The following is a 16368-nucleotide window of genomic DNA, read 5'->3' on the forward strand; positions in this document are numbered from 1 at the left end:
AGTCAGGACTTCGAAATGGCCCATACACGCATTCGCAAATTCAACACCAAAGAAACCTATCCTGAGCAAAACCTGGACAACGATCTGTGCCAGGCCGTTGTGACACAGGGCGGCAAAACGGTTTACTTGCGCGGTCAGTGCCCGCAAAATCTGGATGATGCGGTAAATATCGACAGTCATGATCCGGTCGAACAGACCCACAAAGTGATGCAGAACATCAAACAGTTGATCGAAGAAGCCGGCGGTTCGATGGAGCATCTGGTCAAGGTGGTCGTCTACATCACCGATGTGCGCCACCGTGAGGCTGTTTACCGCACTATGGGCGAGTACATCAAAGGTGTTCATCCTGTTTCGACAGGGCTGGTCGTTCAGGCACTGGCGCGTCCCGACTGGTTGGTTGAAATCGACGGAACCGCCGTTATTCCCGATTGATCCACCAGATCAACCACCTTAGCCGGACCGCGCCACTTGTGCTCCTCCAAACAGGCGCGGTCCGGACTTTCTATTTTCAGGAGATCCGAATGACTTTTTCACTGGTCGCCCGCTGCGCTGAAACCGGCATGTTCGGTCTGGCGATTTCGTCATCGTCACCCGCCGTGGCTGCGCGCTGTTCTTTTGCACGGGCAGGTGTTGGTGCGGTTGCATCGCAGAACGTTACAGACCCAAGCCTCGGTCCGTTGACGCTGGACCTGATGGAGCAGGGCAAGACAGCACCTCAAGCAATCGAGGCCATGACCGCAAAGGCAAAGTTCATCGAATACCGGCAGGTTCTGGCGGTGGATACCGCCGGGCGCACGGCGATCCATTCCGGTCCCAACAGCCTTGGTATCTGGACGCAAGCACAGGCTGAAAATGTTGCCTCGGGCGGCAACCTTTTGGCCAATAACGGGGTCCCGCAGGCCATCGTCGATGGCTTTCTGTCGGCCTCGGGTCATATCGGCGACCGTCTGATCGCCGCCATGCGCGCCGGATTGGCTGCAGGGGGCGAGGCTGGCCCGGTGCATTCCGCAGGCATTAAGATTGTCGACAAAGTCAGTTGGCCCGTCGCCGATCTTCGCTGTGACTGGACCGAGGATTGCCCCATTGAGGCCATCGCGACCGCCTGGGACATCTATAAGCCGCAACTTGACGCCTATGTCCAGCGTGCGCTCGACCCGCGCGAGGCACCGTCTTATGGCGTCCCCGGCGACGAATAATCAGGGAGAAACAAAATGTTGGACAATACCCACGCGGATTGGAAAAGCCTCGCCGCCGGTCTGTCGTTCCGGGATCAAGCCTTTATCGACGGTAAATTCACCGATGCCGTGTCAGGCAAAACTTTTGACAGTATAAACCCGGCCACAGGTGCGGTTCTGACACCGGTCGCCGAATGTGACGAAGAAGACGTCGATCGTGCCGTTGCCGCAGGTCGTGTTGCCTTTGAGGATGGCCGCTGGTCGCGTATGGCTCCGGGTGACCGTAAGGCGGTGATGCTGAATCTGGCTGACTTGATCCGGGAAAATCTGGAGGAGATGGCGCTGCTGGACAGCCTTGATATGGGCAAGCTGGTAACCGATGCGGCGACTATCGACGCGCCGGGCTCGGCACATTTCTTTCAGTGGTACGCCGAGGCCATCGACAAGGTCTATGATGAAGTGGCCCCAACCGGCCCTGGCGATCTGGCGTTGGTCAGTCGCGTGCCGCTGGGCGTTGTTGGTGCCGTGACCCCTTGGAACTTTCCGCTGGACATGGCGACTTGGAAAGCCGCTGCAGCGCTGGCTGCGGGAAACTCGGTTGTGCTTAAACCCGCAGAACAATCGCCCCTGTCAGCACTTCGCCTGGCAGAGCTGGCGGCTGAAGCCGGTGTTCCGGATGGCGTCTTCAACGTTGTTCCCGGTTTTGGGGTGACTGCGGGCAGGGCACTTGGCCTGCATATGGATGTCGACTGCCTGGCCTTCACTGGTTCTACCGCAATTGGTAAAATGTTCATGCAATATTCGGGCCAGTCGAACCTGAAACCGGTCTGGCCGGAAACGGGCGGCAAAAGCCCCAATCTGGTCTTCGCCGATTGCGAGGATCTGGACGCCGCCGCGGACATGGCGGCCTTTGGCATCTTTTTCAATCAGGGCGAAGTGTGTTCGGCCAACTCTCGGCTTTATGTGGAGCGCTCGATCAAGGATGCGTTTGTTGAAAAGCTGATTGCCCGCGCGCAAGCAATGCAGCCTGGCGACCCGCTAGACCCGGCATCGAAGATGGGAGCGATCGTCGATGAGAAGCAAACACAAGGCATCATGCGCTTTGTGGACGAAGGTAAGAACACGGCCAATCTGGTGACAGGGGGTGAACGTGTCACCGTGGACGGTAAAGGTTGTTTTGTTCAACCGACCATCTTTGACGACGTGACCCATGACAACCCATTGGCTCGGGATGAGATTTTTGGCCCCGTCTTGTCGGTGATCCCGTTTGACACCGAAGAGCAGGCGGTCACGATGGCAAATGACTCGATCTATGGGTTGGCCGCGTCAGTCTGGACTGACAACCTGTCTCGCGCTTGCCGAGTGTCTGACAAGCTGATGGCGGGAACCGTCTCGGTCAACACGGTGGACGCATTGTCAGCCATGACACCATTCGGAGGCATGAAACAGTCAGGTTTTGGACGCGATTTGTCATTGCACTCACTTGAAAAGTATACTGCTTTGAAGACCACGTGGATCAAGTACAAGGCTTAATCCACGGCCAAGCGGAGATGTACCATTGCCTTTCAGATACACGCTGCGACAGCTTGAGTATTTTGTTGCGGTCGGGAAGGCGGGCAGTATCGCTGCGGCCAGCGACAAGCTGAACGTGTCGTCGCCGTCGATTTCGGCGGCGATAACTCAGCTTGAGGTCGAATTCGGCGTTACGTTGTTTGTGCGCGAACATGCGCGCGGTCTGTCGCTGACGAAGGCGGGACACAAGATCATGGAGCGAACCGAGTTCGTTCTGCGTGAAGCCGAACTGCTGGCCACGCTTGCTGGGGAAATCACGGGTAAGGTTCAGGGCATTCTGTCCGTAGGGTGTCTTGTGACATTCGCTCAGATCGTCTTGCCGGGCTTGCGGCGCGAATTCGAGGACAGCTACCCTAATGTACAAATTGAACAACGTGAATTGAATCAGGCTGACATCTTCAGCCAATTGCGCCGGGCCGAGCTGGACATTGCACTGACATACGATCTGGACATTCCCACTGATCTTGAATTCCAACCTCTGCACGCGCTCCCGCCCTATGTGGTTTTGGGAGAAGACCATCACTTGGCGAAGCAGGTCGAATTAACGATTCCAGACCTGCAGGACAGCCCGATGGTTCTGTTGGACCTTCCATTCAGCGGTGAGTACTTCTTGTCGTTTTTCCGCGAGGCCAATATTAAGCCCAATATCGCGGAACGCACCGCAGATATGTCGGTGATGCGTTCACTGGTTGCCAACGGATTCGGCTTTTCCATTGCGAATATTCGCCCCTTGAACAGCTTGTCACCGGACGGAAAGAAACTGATTTTTGTGCCTTTGGCTGGAGAGGTGCGCCCCATGCGCCTTGGTCTGCTGCGCGCCCGGGCCGAGAATGAAACAAACACTTTGAAAACCTTTGTCGATCATTGTGCGCACGCCGTAAAATCGGGAACCCTCCCGGGTTTGTGCATTCCAGAGAAAGAGTGACCGCAGGTCCTTAGAAATCTCCTAACCTCTGCTTCGTCATTCCCAGATTTAAGTATTCTGCCTGTCGTATAGGCTAATCTACAATCCCCAACGCAGAGGGGATCAAACCGGTCGGCAATCCGAAAAGCAGGTTCAAGTCGCATGAGGTCTACACTGGGTATTCTCGATAAACTGGTTGGCTTCGATACTGTCAGCAAGAACTCGAACCTCGAACTTGCCGCTTATGTCGAAGAGTTTCTAGAGGCGCGCGGCTTTGCGGTTCATCGCATCACCGATCCCGGCGGCGACAAAACTGGGCTCTATGCAGAAAAAGGCCCCGACGGTGACGGAGTTCTGCTGTCTGCGCATACGGATGTTGTCCCAGTCGAAGGCCAAAGCTGGACCAAAGACCCGTTTTGCCTGACGCAAGAAGGTAACCGTGTCTACGGTCGTGGCACCACAGATATGAAGGGTTATGTGGCGTCGGTTATGGCTTTGGCAGACCGGACTGCCGGGGTTGACCTGCGAGAACCCCTTAAGATCGCGTTGTCATATGACGAAGAGGTGGGATGCGTCGGTATTCAACACATGCTGGATCGGCTCGCCCCAATGCTGGGTCAGCCCCGCGCGTGTTTCGTCGGCGAACCGACAGAAATGCAGGTCGCTATCGGGCACAAAGGCAAAGCTGCGCTGCGCGCTGTTTGCCACGGTCAAAGCGGGCATTCCGCGCTGGCCCCTAAATTTGTCAATGCACTGCATCTTGCAACCGATTTTGTGGCCGAGTTGCGTGCGCTACAAGACGTTTACGCCAAAAGTGGTAACAGCGACCCGGCTTACTCGGTGCCCTATACGACCTTCCACGTGGGTATACTGTCGGGCGGCAGAGCCCTGAATATTGTGCCCGACCGCGCTGAGTTGACCTTTGAATACCGTCATCTTGCTTTGGATCATGGCAAGGATATTCTGTCACAGATACAAGACGCAGCGGTCAGGGTAGGGGCCCGGTATCAGGCCCTATGCTCGGAGGCGCGCATTGAGGTCGAACAGTATAACGCCTATCCCGGGCTGGATGTTGTCGAGACCGAGGGTGTCATCGCTTACGCCCAGAAACTTGCGCAAAGTAACGCCACCACCAAAGTCGCCTTTGGCACCGAGGCCGGGTTTTTCAGCGAGTTGGGGATTCCAACTGTTGTCTGCGGGCCGGGTTCCATGGAACGTCAGGGACACAAGCCGGATGAATACCTTGAAATCGAACAGCTGAACGCGTGCGACGCAATGATGGATCGCATCCTCGAAGACATCAGCCGCTAAAAAACAAACACTTACTGAAACCGAAAATGCCCCCGGAAAAACCGGGGGCTTTGGCGTCAGGAATAAGGCCTGAATTATTTCTTCAAGTTGGTCCAGATCTGGTCATAGACCGCCTGGGTTTCCTCATCACATACTTCGATGAACACGCCCGAGCCTGCATTGGCATGAGGGTTCTTTTCGGGTTGTTCAGCCAGCTTCGGGTCTAGGAATTCACCCACACCGTTCACACCGGCGTTGTACTGCGCAAAGTTGGACACAGCTGCGATATTCTCGGGCTCCAGCAGAAAATCCATGAATATCAGCGCGTTCTCGCGGTTGGGTGCGTCTTTTAGCAGAACGACATTGTCCATCCAGGCGATGTAACCTTGTGTCGGAAAGGCGTATTCCACATTGGCGCCTTCCTCGCGCGCCTTGGCAGAGAACCCGTCATAGATCTGGCCTACGGCTGCGTCACCGGAAACCAGAACCTCTTTCGCGGTATCCGAATTGAACGACGCCCAGTGCTGCTTAGCTTCTTGCAGCATGGCATTCAGCGCCTTCAACTGCTCGCGGTCAGTGGAACATTGCGGGATACCCATATGCAACGCGGCCATGGCCATCACTTCGCCCTGGCTGTCCAACATGTTGATACGACCTTGCAGCTCAGCTGGCGGATTGAACAGAATATCGGTGGTTTGAATATCGCCGTCAAACGCATCACGGCTGACTGCAAAACTGGTCGAGCCCCACTGATACGGGATCGAGGACTGCCGACCGGGATCAAAACCGGGATCGGCCCATTCCTCGGCGATGTTGCCCTTGTTCTTCAATTCACCGTCGGCGATTGTGTCCAACATGCCTTCGCCGGCCATGATCGACACCATGTAATCGCCTGGAACCGATACGTCATAGGTCCCGATACCACCGGCCTTGAGCGAAGCCAGCATCGCCTCGTTCGAGTCGTAGGTGTCCATGGTGACATTGATGCCGGTTTCTTCGGTGAACTTGTCCAGCAGCTCTTGCGGGATGTACTCAAACCAATGGTACAGAACCAGTTCACCATCGGCGGCGGCAGCGTTCGCGCCAATAGCCAAAGCAATGGCAGCAACGCCGCTTCTCATCATATGTTTCATGTGTCTCTCCATCTGTTGGTTATTTTGTGTTGTCAGACTTGCTGACGAAATAGCTGATCGTGACCATGAGGATGGACACACTCAGCAACATGGTCGAAATCGCCATGATATTCGGTTTGATCCCTTGTTTGACCGAGCCAAAGATCGCCGTTGGCAAAGTCTCGACCCCGGCACCTTTCACAAAGTTGGTGATGATGAAGTCATCCAGGCTGACGATGAAGGCCAGCAGAAAACCTGATATGATGCCGGGCATCATCAACGGGAGGAGGATCTTAGTGAATGCTTGCCGTTTAGTAGCATAGAGATCCAGTGCGGCCTGCTCATAACTGTCCTCAATCCCCTGCATACGGGCCGAGATCGGCAGATAGGCAAACGGAATACAAAAGGCGATATGGGCAAGTAGGATGGTAAGTAGCCCGCGTTCGAATCCGATCGAATTGAAGAAGATCAGGGTCGCGACGGCCAGAACGATCTCGGGCACCATCAGCGGCAGGCTGATCAACCCAAAGGACAATGTGCGAAAGCGGAACTTGCCACCTCGAACCATGCCAGTTGCGGCCAACGTTGCAATTGCGGTTGCCGTGGTTGAGGCAATGATCGCAATGATAAAGCTGTTCCTGGCAGCCGTCTTGAACTTACCGCTTTCAGGCCCGGTGAAAACATCCGCATACCAACGGAGCGAAACGCCTTCCCAGTTGGTCAGTGATTGGGATGCGTTGAAGCTGTAGATCGTGACCACAACCAGCGGCGCATAGAGAATGACCAGACACAGCAGGGTGATCCCCTTGAAGCCAGTGTAAGACTTGATGTCGAATTGCTTGCTTGCCATTGGTCAGCCCCCCGCCTTGTCGGCTTTGGCCTGCTGACGGGCCGAGAACATCAGGATGATCAAAACCATTGTCAGCAGGATCATCGACGCGGCCGCGCCAAACGGCCAGTTGCCGGCGTTGCCTTTGAACTGCTCCTCAATCAGCGAGCCGATCATAAAGTTTTTGGCGCCACCCAGAAGGTCGGGTGCAAGAAACGACCCCATCGACGGAACAAACACCAAAATACAACCCGCAAACACGCCTGGTTTGACAGCAGGAAGCAGCACGCGGCGCAGTGTGGTCCATTTCGACGCGTATAGGTCGGCCGCGGCTTCGGACAGGGCAAAGTTGTACCGCTCGACTGCAGCATAGATCGGCAACACCATGAAGGGCAGGTATGAATAGAACAGGCCGAGCTGCACCGCAAAATTGGTGTTAACGATATGTAGGGGGCTGTCGATCAGGCCGATATTCATCAGAAAGTCGTTCAACGGCCCCTGATCGCGCAGAAGGAATTTCATTGACACAGTCCTGATCAACAGGTTCACCCAATAGGGGATGGTAATCAGGAACACCCAAACCGGACGCATGCTTTCGGATCGGGTGGCGATGAAATAGGCCGTTGGAAAGCCAATAACGAGGCTGAGCAATGTAGCAGCACCTGCCTGCCAAATCGAGCGCCAGAAAATCGTGATATAGGTCCATTCTATCTTAGGGGGGTCGTCACCGAACAATCCTCGATCAAAGAAGAACTGATCATAAGCCGCCAGCGAGAATTCCCAAATGACGCCGCCCCGGAACTCTTTTGTCAGGAAAGAGTAGATCAGCATCATGATGACCGGCGCCAGAACCAGAATGGCCAGTGTCACCCATGCGGGCAGCAGAAGCCAGGTTCGCGCCTCTTTATAAGTATCTGTCGTTGCGCTGCCGCCGCTTGCCGCACCCGCCGCCATTAGTCGACCAGGAGGCGACCAGCCCCCAGCTCCATGTTGACATACATTTCGGTGCCCGGCTCAAAAATCCGCTTATTGCCGCGGTCTGAGTTTGAGGTGCGTACGACAAAATCTGGGCCATCCTGCAAGTCCACGATGGTTGTGATATCTGTGCCGACAAAGATGTTTTCCTTGATCCGCCCTTTCAGGCTTTCGGTTTCGGCAGGGCTGTCCGACATAAACAACCGCTCTGGCCGGATTGACATGTGAACCTTGGAGCCGACGCCGACCCCCTCAACCGAGTTGCAGGTCAACTCATGCCCACCGCCAAGGTGGCAGGTCGCACGGCCATTCGAGATATCGTCAACGGAAACCTCCAATAGGTTGGTCTCGCCAATAAAATCAGCCACAAACATGTTGTGCGGACGCTCGTATATGTCCGTCGGAGACCCCAGTTGCTGCAGTTCGCCAGCGGACATAACAGCGATGCGATCGGACATGGTCAACGCTTCTTCTTGGTCGTGGGTCACGAAGATAAAGGTGATCCCGGTTTCACGTTGCAGATGCTTCAGCTCAAGCTGCATTGCTTTGCGGAGCTTCAAATCCAGTGCAGACAGGGGTTCGTCTAACAACAAAACCTTGGGCTGAGGCGCCAGGGCACGTGCCAGCGCAACACGCTGTTGCTGGCCACCTGACAACTGGCTGGGCTTGCGGGCCGAGAATTGAGAGAGCTGTACCAATTCCAGCATCTCACCCGCTTTCTTACGCGCTTCGGATTTCGAGGCCCCGCGCATTTCCAAGCCGAATGCAACATTGTCCAAAATGGTCATATGCGGAAACAAAGCATAGTTTTGGAAAACTGTGTTCACCGGGCGCTTGTTGGGAGGCAGGTTCTCGATTTCATCTCCGTATAGGTAGATCGCACCTTCGGTTACGGCCTCGAACCCGGCGATCATTCTGAGGAGAGTTGTCTTGCCGCAGCCAGACGGACCCAGAAGGGTAAAGAACTCATTGTCCATGATCGACAGCGAGATCTTCTTGAGTGCCGTAAAATCGCCATAACGTTTTACCGCGTCCCGCACGTCAATCGCGATATTTTCTTTGCCAGACAATTGCGCCTCCCCTGAGCATCGCGAAATTCCATTCAGGTATATACGGGCTGCGTTGCCGTCCTAAGAATTGACTTCCTCACTAAACATTAGGATTTGCCTAATCATTTCAATTATCGCCTATAAATCAATGCGCTATCGTGGTTCAGCAGCTTTTTCAGCAAAAAGAAAAGCCCAGTGAACATATGTGAAGTGTCGCATTTTTCCCTGCGGTGATCTCGTCAACAATGGGAGCAACCGCTATTTAACGCGAAAGATTTTCAGTGTCCTAAATTTCGGAGCTTTTGTTCTCCACCTTCAATTTCGCGTCTGATGGCTGAATGAAGTTTGTCTGATTGGTGCGTATCCTGCGGCTTGGGGCAGAGCGTTTCACGCACCTAAACGTAGTTTTATGAACTGTCTGGCAAATTAGCTTTCAGGACATTTCTGGCGGTTGCCAAGGTTCCCTTAACTAATATTGGTCGGGAAGGGGAGTTAAATAAGTAACGCCCGCCATGCGCCTTCGATCACACCGGTCTACACGCCCAGACGTATTGGTGACATCGCAAAGATCTGTGCGGATGTCAGCGCTCTTAAACTAGCCACGGGATGGGAGCCAGTTCACAGCGAGCTTGACAGGATTTTGGTGTCTATATCGGATCCTTCGTAAAGAGTGACAACTCAGACCGCTCTACGCGAGGCATGTCTTACTGCAGCGGTCACAAACGAATTGCCACAGGCCGTTACTACCTGAGATATCTGACACAGGAAAAAGTCGCTCAGGTTAAGGCAGAACAGCGACAACGGCTTTCGCTGAAGCCTTTAACCCCGCAACATTCAAAAGGGATTCCGCAGACGCAGGATCTCTATTTCGTTTGCCTGATTGCGGCTTGGAAGGGTGTCAATGTGTCATAGTCTGCGCCAAAGGGCCGTAATTGGCATGGCCGGAAGTCCTAAAATGGGGCGCAGTAGGACACCTATGGCCGTACCTGTCGACTAGGGCAGAAAGCACACTACACCCTGAATTTCTATTATTAGCTTTCCATTTCAAAAAGATAGTGGCGGAGAGACAGGGATTCGAACCCTGGGTGGGCTTGCACCCACAACGGTTTTCGAGACCGCCCCGTTCGACCACTCCGGCACCTCTCCGCGGGGGTCTGTGAGGGGGGGATTTAGTGAGGAACGCGCGGGGGTGCAAGCAGAAAATTCCCGAAATTCACTATGACGGGATTTTCCATTGCCAGACGGCACAAAACGCCTAGGCTTTGAAGTATGACTTATTCTCTTCGCCGCTCCGCTCAGACCCTATTCTTGTTGCTTCTGGCACTGGCCATGGCGCCTGTGTCGTCCTTTGCCGCCGGGCGAGACAGGATCGAAGCGTTTCTGACTACAACTGGTTTTGACGTGGCGCTGGAAAGTATCGCGCTCTCTTCTGCGTCGGCGCCGCAGATGCTGGGCATAGACCCGGATGGTTTCGGCTCCGATTGGGCCCGACTGACCGAAGAAGTATTCGACACTGAAGACATGCATGAAACCGCCGTGTCGATTCTGGAGCAGACACTCAGAGACGAGGCGCTGCTTCATGCAGTGGAATTTTACGCCTCGGACCTGGGGCAGCGTCTGGTCGAAGCGGAAAACGCCTCGCATATGCTGGATGATGACGAGGCCAAGCAGCAGCAGGGTCAAGAGATCGTGGCCGAGTTGATCAAGGACGGTTCGCATCGTGTTGAAAGCCTCAAACGCATGAATAGGGCCATTGATTCAAGCGGGACAGCCTTGCGAGCCCTGCAAGAGATTCAACTGCGGTTTCTGTTGGCCGCCAGTGCTTCGGGGGTAATTGATCTTCAGTTGGATGCTGATCAACTGCGCCTCATGATGCGCCAGAACGAAACAAGCATGCGACAGGCGTTGCAGTTATCGGCCCTGGCCGGGGCTGCCTATACGTATCAGAATTTTTCCGATGCCGATGTGAACGCTTATGCCGATGCGCTAGAACAGCCGCTTATGCAAGAGGTCTATGAACTGCTGAATGCCGTTCAATATGAAATCATGGCCATGAAATTCGAAATTCTTGCCACTCGGATGGCGGACTTGCACCCGGCACAGGATATCTGATGCGTTTTATCGCGACGTTCCTGGCGTTGTTCGTTTGGACCACGCCTTTGCAGGCCGAGGAAAAGGTCGAACAACTTATGCAGGCCCTGCAAGTGGACGCGGTCATCGACATCCTGCGGGACGAAGGCAGTTCACTTGGGCAGGACCTTCAGCAAACCTTTCTGAACAACAATGGCGGCCCGGTCTTTCTGGATCAGGTAGACCGGATTTACGACGCGGACAGAATGCGTGATCAGGTCGAAAGTGTGTTCGCGGAAACCCTGACCGAAAGCCAGATGGACCGCGCCATCCTGTTTTTCGAAAGCAATTTAGGGCAGGCTATCACCTCGCTGGAATTATCCGCCCGTGTCGCCTTGGCAGATGAAGCCATCGAAGAAATGGCACAGGACGTCTACAGAAACGGTGATCGCAGCACGGAGCTATATCGGCTGGTCGACGAGTATATTCAGGTCAACAACCTGATTGACGAGAATGTGCATAACTCCATCAGTGCAGATTACAATTTTTTCCGTGGGATGAGCCTGGGGGTTGGCGGAGACGACGGGGAGCTTTTGGCACAGCTGCTTGAGGAAAAAGACAGCATGACCGAAGACACCCGAACGTGGCTGTATTCCTTCTTTCTGCTAGCCTATAAACCACTGACCGACAGTCAAATGCGCGAGAACATCGCCTTTTCACGCACTGAAACGGGCAAAGCGATCAACACGGCCCTGTTTGAAAGCTTTAACCGGATGTTCGACACGATCTATTATCAGCTGGGTCAGGCGGTCGCTCAGGTGCTGAAAGGATCGGACCTTTAGCGTCGCATTTGATGTTGACTTTCCCCCGCAATCTTTGGATAAGCGCGCATCCCGGCCGGTTCTTCCGCGCCGGGTCTCGTTATTATTGACCCAAAGGGCTTTTCCCACGGGTCGTCACACAGCCCGGAAAAAGGGCGCGCTGTTCGAGGTGGCGAAAGCCAAAACACCCAAACGGGGACCACAGAACGCGGTTTAGAAAAGGAAAGACGCATGTTTGCGGTCCTCAAGACTGGCGGCAAGCAGTACAAGGTTCAGGCGGGCGATGTGCTCCGTGTTGAAAAGCTGGCTGCCGACGCAGGTGAAAAAGTTCAATTCAACGATGTTCTGATGCTGGGCGGTGACGCACCGGTTGTTGGCGCACCCTTCGTTGAAGGCGCAGGCGTTCAGGCCGAAGTGATCGAACAGATCAAAGGTGACAAGGTCATCAACTTCGTCAAGCGTCGTCGTAAGCACAGCTCGAAGCGTACCGTTGGCCACCGTCAGAAACTGACTCTGGTCAAAATCACTGACATCCTGGCATCGGGCGCTGACAAATCGGGCATCAAAGCTGCAACTGGTTCGGCACCTGCTGGCGAAGCTGCTCCGGCGGCGAAAAAGCCTGCCAAGAAAGCTGAAGCCAAAGCAGAGGCACCTGCCGCTGCTGCTGCCGCTGATGATCTGACAGCCCTGAACGGTGTCGGTCCCGCCGCCGCCAAAAAGCTGGCCGACGCCGGTATCGAGAGCTTTGCCGCTCTGGCCGCCTTGTCGGACGAGCAGATTGCTGCTATCGACACCATCAAAGTGAAACCCGAATGGGTTGAGCAGGCCAAAGAACTGGCTAAAGGCTAAGGAGAGAGAGAATGGCACATAAAAAAGCTGGCGGTTCCTCCCGTAACGGTCGCGACTCAGCTGGTCGCCGCCTTGGCGTGAAACTGTATGGTGGCCAGGCCGCCATCGCAGGCAACATCATCGTGCGTCAGCGCGGCACCAAGTTCTGGCCGGGCGAAGGCGTAGGCATGGGCAAAGATCATACAATCTTTGCAACTGTCGACGGCGCTGTGAAGTTCCACAAAGGCCTCAAAAACCGCACCTTTATTTCAGTCCTGCCAGTGGCGGAGGCCGCAGAGTAAGCCGAAACCCATAAGGTTTGAAAATTCTTGGGGGACCGGCAGAAAATGCCGGTCCCCTTTCTCGTTTTAACGTAGTTTTGATTGAACGCACCTATGCCCGTCGCAACCACAAGTTTCCTGATTTTCGCCGCCAGTCAGGTCGGCACCCCAGGACCGGCCAATATGGTCCTGTTGGGAACTGGTGCGCGCTATGGTTTTCGGGCGGCACTTCCGTTTGTCGGGGGCGTCATTGTAGGGAAGCAATTGATCATCTGGCCTGTGGGCTTTGGCCTGCTGCAACTGGCCGATCAGGCTCCGGGCGTATTTACAGTGCTGAAATACGTGTCAGCAGCCTATATCATGTGGCTAGCCTGGAAGATCGCCAACACACGCCTGTCGCGTCAGCAGGCTGATGGCAAAGCACCCGGGTTCTTGGCTGGTTTGATCGTTCATCCCTTAAATCCAAAGGCTTGGGCGATGATCATTGCAGGGTTTACCGGGTTTGTGGCGGCAGGGACGCCCAGTATTGAGGCCACAGTAACGATTGCTCTCTGTTTGTTGTTTTGTCAGGTCATTCTTCATCCAATTTGGACATTTGCGGGCGATAGAATTGCCCACGCGGTTGAAGGACGGCCAATTGAAAAATATCTGATGTGGACGTTAGCCAGTCTCACCGTTGCGTCCGTGTTATTCGTGTTGTTCGGAGGAGGAACGCACTCATGAAGCTTGAGGCAATAATAAACCAGCCGGTCATTGAAACCGAGCGGTTCGATCTGCGACCATTGCGCCGGTCGGATTTGGGTCTCATTGAACATTATGCAGGTGATGAGCGCGTGGCGCGCATGACCACAGCAATTCCACATCCGCTGCCACCGGGTTCGACCGAAGCTTTTGTGACGCGCGCGATGTCCGAAGTACGCGATGAAGACGTCTGGGCAATGGACGCCACCAAAGATGGCGGCCCCGAGCTGATCGGCCTGATCTCGCTGACGCGTCTGGATCGCAACCAATCCGAGGTGGGCTATTGGGTCGCGCCGGTCTATTGGAACACGGGTGTTGCCTCGATGGCGGTCGAAGCGCTGGTCAATGCCAACCCGTTGGAAAACGCCACCATGTTTGCCAGCGTTTTTCAGGACAATCCGGCCTCGGCGCGGGTGTTGACCCATTGCGGGTTTGAATATCTGGGTGATGCCGAAACCTATTCGGTGGCGCGTGATGCGAATGTGCCCACCTGGACGTATACTAAGAAACTCTGACTTGTGGCCGATGGGGCCTTTGCAGTAGGGGACACACATGAAATTTCTCGATCTTGCAAAGGTCTACATCCGGTCCGGGGCCGGAGGTGGCGGCTGCGTCAGCTTTCGGCGCGAAAAGTACATCGAATACGGCGGTCCCGATGGCGGTGATGGCGGTAAGGGCGGATCTGTCTGGGCCGAGGTCGTTGACGGGTTGAACACCCTCATCGACTTCCGCTATCAGCAGCATTTCTTTGCCAAGAACGGTCAACCCGGTCGGGGTCAGCAGCGCACCGGCAAGGACGGCGACGACATTGTCTTGCGGGTGCCGGTTGGTACCGAGATTCTGGACGAAGACGAAGAAACCGTCATCTGCGATCTGACTGAGGTCGGTCAGCGGGTTTTGCTGGCCAAAGGCGGCAATGGCGGCTTCGGCAACCTGCACTTCAAATCTGCCACCAACCAAGCCCCGCGCCGGGCCAATCCGGGGCAGGCGGGGATCGACCGCACCATCTGGCTGCGGCTGAAACTGATCGCCGATGTGGGCTTGCTGGGCATGCCCAATGCTGGAAAGTCGACCTTTCTGGCCGCAACATCCAACGCCCGTCCGAAAATTGCGGATTATCCCTTTACCACGCTGCACCCGAACCTGGGTGTGGTCGGCGTTGATAACGTCGAGTTTGTCGTGGCTGACATTCCCGGCCTGATCGAAGGCGCCCACGAAGGCCGTGGGATCGGAGATCGTTTTCTGGGTCACGTGGAACGCTGCGCCGTTCTGCTGCATCTGGTCGATGGAACGTCTGAGACCGTGGCTGATGACTATCGGACCATTATTCACGAGCTTGAGGCTTATGGCGGCGAACTGGCTGAGAAACCTCGCATTACGGTGCTGAACAAGGTCGACGCACTGGATGACGAAGAACGCGAAGCGGCTAAGGCCGAGCTGGAAGAGGCCGTCGGCGGCCCCGTCATGACAATGTCCGGTGTGGCGCATCTGGGCGTAACCGAGGTTCTGCGCGCATTGCGTACCCAGATTGACGAAAACCGCCTGCGGCAAAAGCCCGTTGAGGAGGCGAAGACGTGGCAACCCTGACCTCAGCCAAGCGTCTGGTGGTCAAGATCGGGTCCGCCTTGCTGGTGGATCGGGACACGGGCCTTTTGCGCTCGGACTGGCTGCACTCCTTGGCGCAGGACGTAGCTTGGCTAAAGGGGCAGGGAACGGACGTCATTTTGGTGTCATCCGGGTCTATCGCGTTGGGTCGCGGGGTCTTGGGCTTGCCGATGGAGGCTTTGCCGCTGGAGAAATCTCAGGCTGCCGCTGCTGTAGGTCAGATCCGGCTGGCTCGCGCGTACGAGGAGGCGTTAACGCCGCATAAGATCACTACCGCGCAGGTCTTGGTGACGTTGGAGGACAGCGCTGACCGCCGCCGCTATCTGAACTCACGCGCGACACTTGAAACTTTGCTGGGTTTGGGTGTCGTGCCTATCGTCAACGAAAACGATACGGTCGCAACGGATGAAATCCGCTATGGCGACAATGATCGCTTGGCCGCACAGATCGCTGTCACGGTGGGCGCGGATCAGTTGATACTGCTATCTGACGTGGACGGTTTCTATACCGGCAACCCGAATGAGGACGCCTCGGCCACGCGTTACGACGTGATCGAAGAAATTACGCCTAAGATCGAACAGATGGCGGGTGACGCAGGGTCAGGCCTGTCCAAAGGCGGAATGAAGACAAAGCTGCTGGCTGCAAAGATGGCGACAGCCGCCGGGTGTGATATGGCGATTACTGAAGGATCGCCGCTGAACCCTCTGAAATCACTTGAAAACGGTGCGAATTGCACTTGGTTCACCGCGACCCTGGACCCACATGCGGCCCGGAAACGGTGGATCTCGGCGATGAAACCGCGTGGTGAAATCGTGGTGGACGCCGGCGCAGCCCGGGCACTTGGCAACGGTAAAAGCCTGTTGCCTGCCGGGATCGTCGAAGTGACCGGAGACTTTGGCCGTGGCGATCCTGTGGCCATTCTGGACCCAGAAGCGCGACGCTTGGCACAGGGCCTCAGCCGCTATACCGCGCAAGAAGCAGACGCGATCAAGGGGCGAAAGTCCTCGGAAATCGAGGCAACTCTGGGTTATCCGGGCAGGGCCGTGCTGATCCATCGAGACGATTTGGCGCGGTAGCCGAGCGATGTTAGAACACCAAAAGACCGACTGAAAGGCA

General features: G+C 55.4%; 17 protein-coding genes and 1 tRNA gene. 13 read left to right on the top strand and 5 right to left on the bottom strand.

What is annotated here, in order from left to right; translation table 11 throughout:
• Nucleotides 1-15: 15 nt before the first annotated feature.
• The 5 genes from ACR0B0_RS04725 to argE all read left to right on the top strand — a co-directional run bounded on the left by ACR0B0_RS04725 (nt 16) and on the right by argE (nt 4962).
• Nucleotides 16-432 carry a RidA family protein gene (locus ACR0B0_RS04725; RefSeq protein ID WP_170330089.1) on the top strand — a complete coding sequence of 139 codons (417 nt, stop codon included), beginning with the start codon at nt 16-18 and terminating at the stop codon, nt 430-432.
• A gap of 89 nt (nt 433-521) precedes the next feature.
• Complete coding sequence (locus ACR0B0_RS04730) at nt 522-1196, top strand: DUF1028 domain-containing protein (protein ID WP_480646639.1); 675 nt, start codon at nt 522-524, stop codon at nt 1194-1196.
• Between the two features lie 15 nt (nt 1197-1211).
• A complete protein-coding gene (locus ACR0B0_RS04735) occupies nt 1212-2708 on the top strand; it encodes an aldehyde dehydrogenase (RefSeq protein WP_480646641.1) in 1497 nt (498 codons plus the stop codon).
• 25 nt (nt 2709-2733) lie between these two features.
• Nucleotides 2734-3672 carry a LysR family transcriptional regulator gene (locus ACR0B0_RS04740; RefSeq protein ID WP_480646643.1) on the top strand — a complete coding sequence of 313 codons (939 nt, stop codon included), beginning with the start codon at nt 2734-2736 and terminating at the stop codon, nt 3670-3672.
• Between the two features lie 141 nt (nt 3673-3813).
• Nucleotides 3814-4962, top strand: coding sequence for an acetylornithine deacetylase (gene argE / locus ACR0B0_RS04745; protein ID WP_480646645.1), 1149 nt, complete (start codon nt 3814-3816; stop codon nt 4960-4962).
• A 74-nt stretch (nt 4963-5036) separates the two neighbouring features.
• On the opposite strand, the gene ACR0B0_RS04750 is transcribed toward argE, so the two are convergent.
• The 5 genes from ACR0B0_RS04750 to ACR0B0_RS04770 form a co-directional block, all read right to left on the bottom strand.
• Complete coding sequence (locus ACR0B0_RS04750) at nt 5037-6074, bottom strand: extracellular solute-binding protein (RefSeq protein WP_170348687.1); 1038 nt, start codon at nt 6072-6074, stop codon at nt 5037-5039.
• A 19-nt stretch (nt 6075-6093) separates the two neighbouring features.
• Complete coding sequence (locus ACR0B0_RS04755; RefSeq protein WP_170348688.1) at nt 6094-6903, bottom strand: ABC transporter permease; 810 nt, start codon at nt 6901-6903, stop codon at nt 6094-6096.
• Nucleotides 6904-6906: 3 nt separating this feature from the next.
• Nucleotides 6907-7836: an ABC transporter permease gene (locus tag ACR0B0_RS04760; protein ID WP_170348689.1), complete on the bottom strand. Its 930-nt coding sequence runs from the start codon at nt 7834-7836 to the stop codon at nt 6907-6909.
• A complete protein-coding gene (locus ACR0B0_RS04765; protein WP_170348690.1) occupies nt 7836-8927 on the bottom strand; it encodes an ABC transporter ATP-binding protein in 1092 nt (363 codons plus the stop codon). Before ACR0B0_RS04765 ends, ACR0B0_RS04760 begins: the two co-directional genes overlap by 1 nt.
• A 1035-nt stretch (nt 8928-9962) precedes the next feature.
• Nucleotides 9963-10052 (bottom strand) — tRNA-Ser (locus tag ACR0B0_RS04770).
• A gap of 123 nt (nt 10053-10175) precedes the next feature.
• Here ACR0B0_RS04770 and ACR0B0_RS04775 point away from each other — a divergent pair.
• The 8 genes from ACR0B0_RS04775 (at nt 10176) to proB (ending at nt 16328) form a co-directional block, all read left to right on the top strand.
• Nucleotides 10176-11018 (top strand): DUF2059 domain-containing protein, encoded by an 843-nt coding sequence (locus tag ACR0B0_RS04775; protein ID WP_170348691.1) that lies wholly within the window; start codon nt 10176-10178, stop codon nt 11016-11018.
• Complete coding sequence (locus tag ACR0B0_RS04780; protein WP_480646647.1) at nt 11018-11818, top strand: DUF2059 domain-containing protein; 801 nt, start codon at nt 11018-11020, stop codon at nt 11816-11818. The genes ACR0B0_RS04775 and ACR0B0_RS04780 overlap by 1 nt, the downstream gene beginning before the upstream one ends.
• Before the next feature lie 210 nt (nt 11819-12028).
• The gene (locus ACR0B0_RS04785; protein ID WP_170348693.1) at nt 12029-12646 is read left to right on the top strand and encodes a 50S ribosomal protein L21; all 618 of its coding nucleotides are present in this window, start codon (nt 12029-12031) and stop codon (nt 12644-12646) included.
• 11 nt (nt 12647-12657) lie between these two features.
• Nucleotides 12658-12927 carry a 50S ribosomal protein L27 gene (gene rpmA / locus ACR0B0_RS04790; RefSeq protein WP_010440093.1) on the top strand — a complete coding sequence of 90 codons (270 nt, stop codon included), beginning with the start codon at nt 12658-12660 and terminating at the stop codon, nt 12925-12927.
• Between the two features lie 93 nt (nt 12928-13020).
• Nucleotides 13021-13629 carry a LysE family translocator gene (locus ACR0B0_RS04795; RefSeq protein WP_170348694.1) on the top strand — a complete coding sequence of 203 codons (609 nt, stop codon included), beginning with the start codon at nt 13021-13023 and terminating at the stop codon, nt 13627-13629.
• Nucleotides 13626-14162 carry a GNAT family N-acetyltransferase gene (locus ACR0B0_RS04800; protein WP_170348695.1) on the top strand — a complete coding sequence of 179 codons (537 nt, stop codon included), beginning with the start codon at nt 13626-13628 and terminating at the stop codon, nt 14160-14162. Before ACR0B0_RS04795 ends, ACR0B0_RS04800 begins: the two co-directional genes overlap by 4 nt.
• 37 nt (nt 14163-14199) lie before the next feature.
• Complete coding sequence (obgE, locus tag ACR0B0_RS04805) at nt 14200-15234, top strand: GTPase ObgE (RefSeq protein ID WP_170348696.1); 1035 nt, start codon at nt 14200-14202, stop codon at nt 15232-15234.
• Nucleotides 15222-16328: a glutamate 5-kinase gene (proB, locus tag ACR0B0_RS04810; RefSeq protein WP_170358454.1), complete on the top strand. Its 1107-nt coding sequence runs from the start codon at nt 15222-15224 to the stop codon at nt 16326-16328. The genes obgE and proB overlap by 13 nt, the downstream gene beginning before the upstream one ends.
• Nucleotides 16329-16368 lie beyond the last annotated feature (40 nt).

It is taken from the genome of Ruegeria sp. BA12, assembly GCF_056539625.1.

What these genes read in the sequence shown, in the direction of transcription:
- ACR0B0_RS04725 (WP_170330089.1), top strand. Translation starts at nt 16, where the DNA reads ATGGCCCATACACGCATTCGCAAATTCAACACCAAAGAAACCTATCCT.
- ACR0B0_RS04730 (WP_480646639.1), top strand. Translation starts at nt 522, where the DNA reads ATGACTTTTTCACTGGTCGCCCGCTGCGCTGAAACCGGCATGTTCGGT.
- ACR0B0_RS04735 (WP_480646641.1), top strand. Translation starts at nt 1,212, where the DNA reads ATGTTGGACAATACCCACGCGGATTGGAAAAGCCTCGCCGCCGGTCTG.
- argE (WP_480646645.1), top strand. Translation starts at nt 3,814, where the DNA reads ATGAGGTCTACACTGGGTATTCTCGATAAACTGGTTGGCTTCGATACT.
- ACR0B0_RS04750 (WP_170348687.1), bottom strand. Translation starts at nt 6,074, where the DNA reads ATGAAACATATGATGAGAAGCGGCGTTGCTGCCATTGCTTTGGCTATT.
- ACR0B0_RS04755 (WP_170348688.1), bottom strand. Translation starts at nt 6,903, where the DNA reads ATGGCAAGCAAGCAATTCGACATCAAGTCTTACACTGGCTTCAAGGGG.
- ACR0B0_RS04760 (WP_170348689.1), bottom strand. Translation starts at nt 7,836, where the DNA reads ATGGCGGCGGGTGCGGCAAGCGGCGGCAGCGCAACGACAGATACTTAT.
- ACR0B0_RS04775 (WP_170348691.1), top strand. Translation starts at nt 10,176, where the DNA reads ATGACTTATTCTCTTCGCCGCTCCGCTCAGACCCTATTCTTGTTGCTT.
- ACR0B0_RS04780 (WP_480646647.1), top strand. Translation starts at nt 11,018, where the DNA reads ATGCGTTTTATCGCGACGTTCCTGGCGTTGTTCGTTTGGACCACGCCT.
- ACR0B0_RS04785 (WP_170348693.1), top strand. Translation starts at nt 12,029, where the DNA reads ATGTTTGCGGTCCTCAAGACTGGCGGCAAGCAGTACAAGGTTCAGGCG.
- rpmA (WP_010440093.1), top strand. Translation starts at nt 12,658, where the DNA reads ATGGCACATAAAAAAGCTGGCGGTTCCTCCCGTAACGGTCGCGACTCA.
- ACR0B0_RS04795 (WP_170348694.1), top strand. Translation starts at nt 13,021, where the DNA reads ATGCCCGTCGCAACCACAAGTTTCCTGATTTTCGCCGCCAGTCAGGTC.
- ACR0B0_RS04800 (WP_170348695.1), top strand. Translation starts at nt 13,626, where the DNA reads ATGAAGCTTGAGGCAATAATAAACCAGCCGGTCATTGAAACCGAGCGG.
- obgE (WP_170348696.1), top strand. Translation starts at nt 14,200, where the DNA reads ATGAAATTTCTCGATCTTGCAAAGGTCTACATCCGGTCCGGGGCCGGA.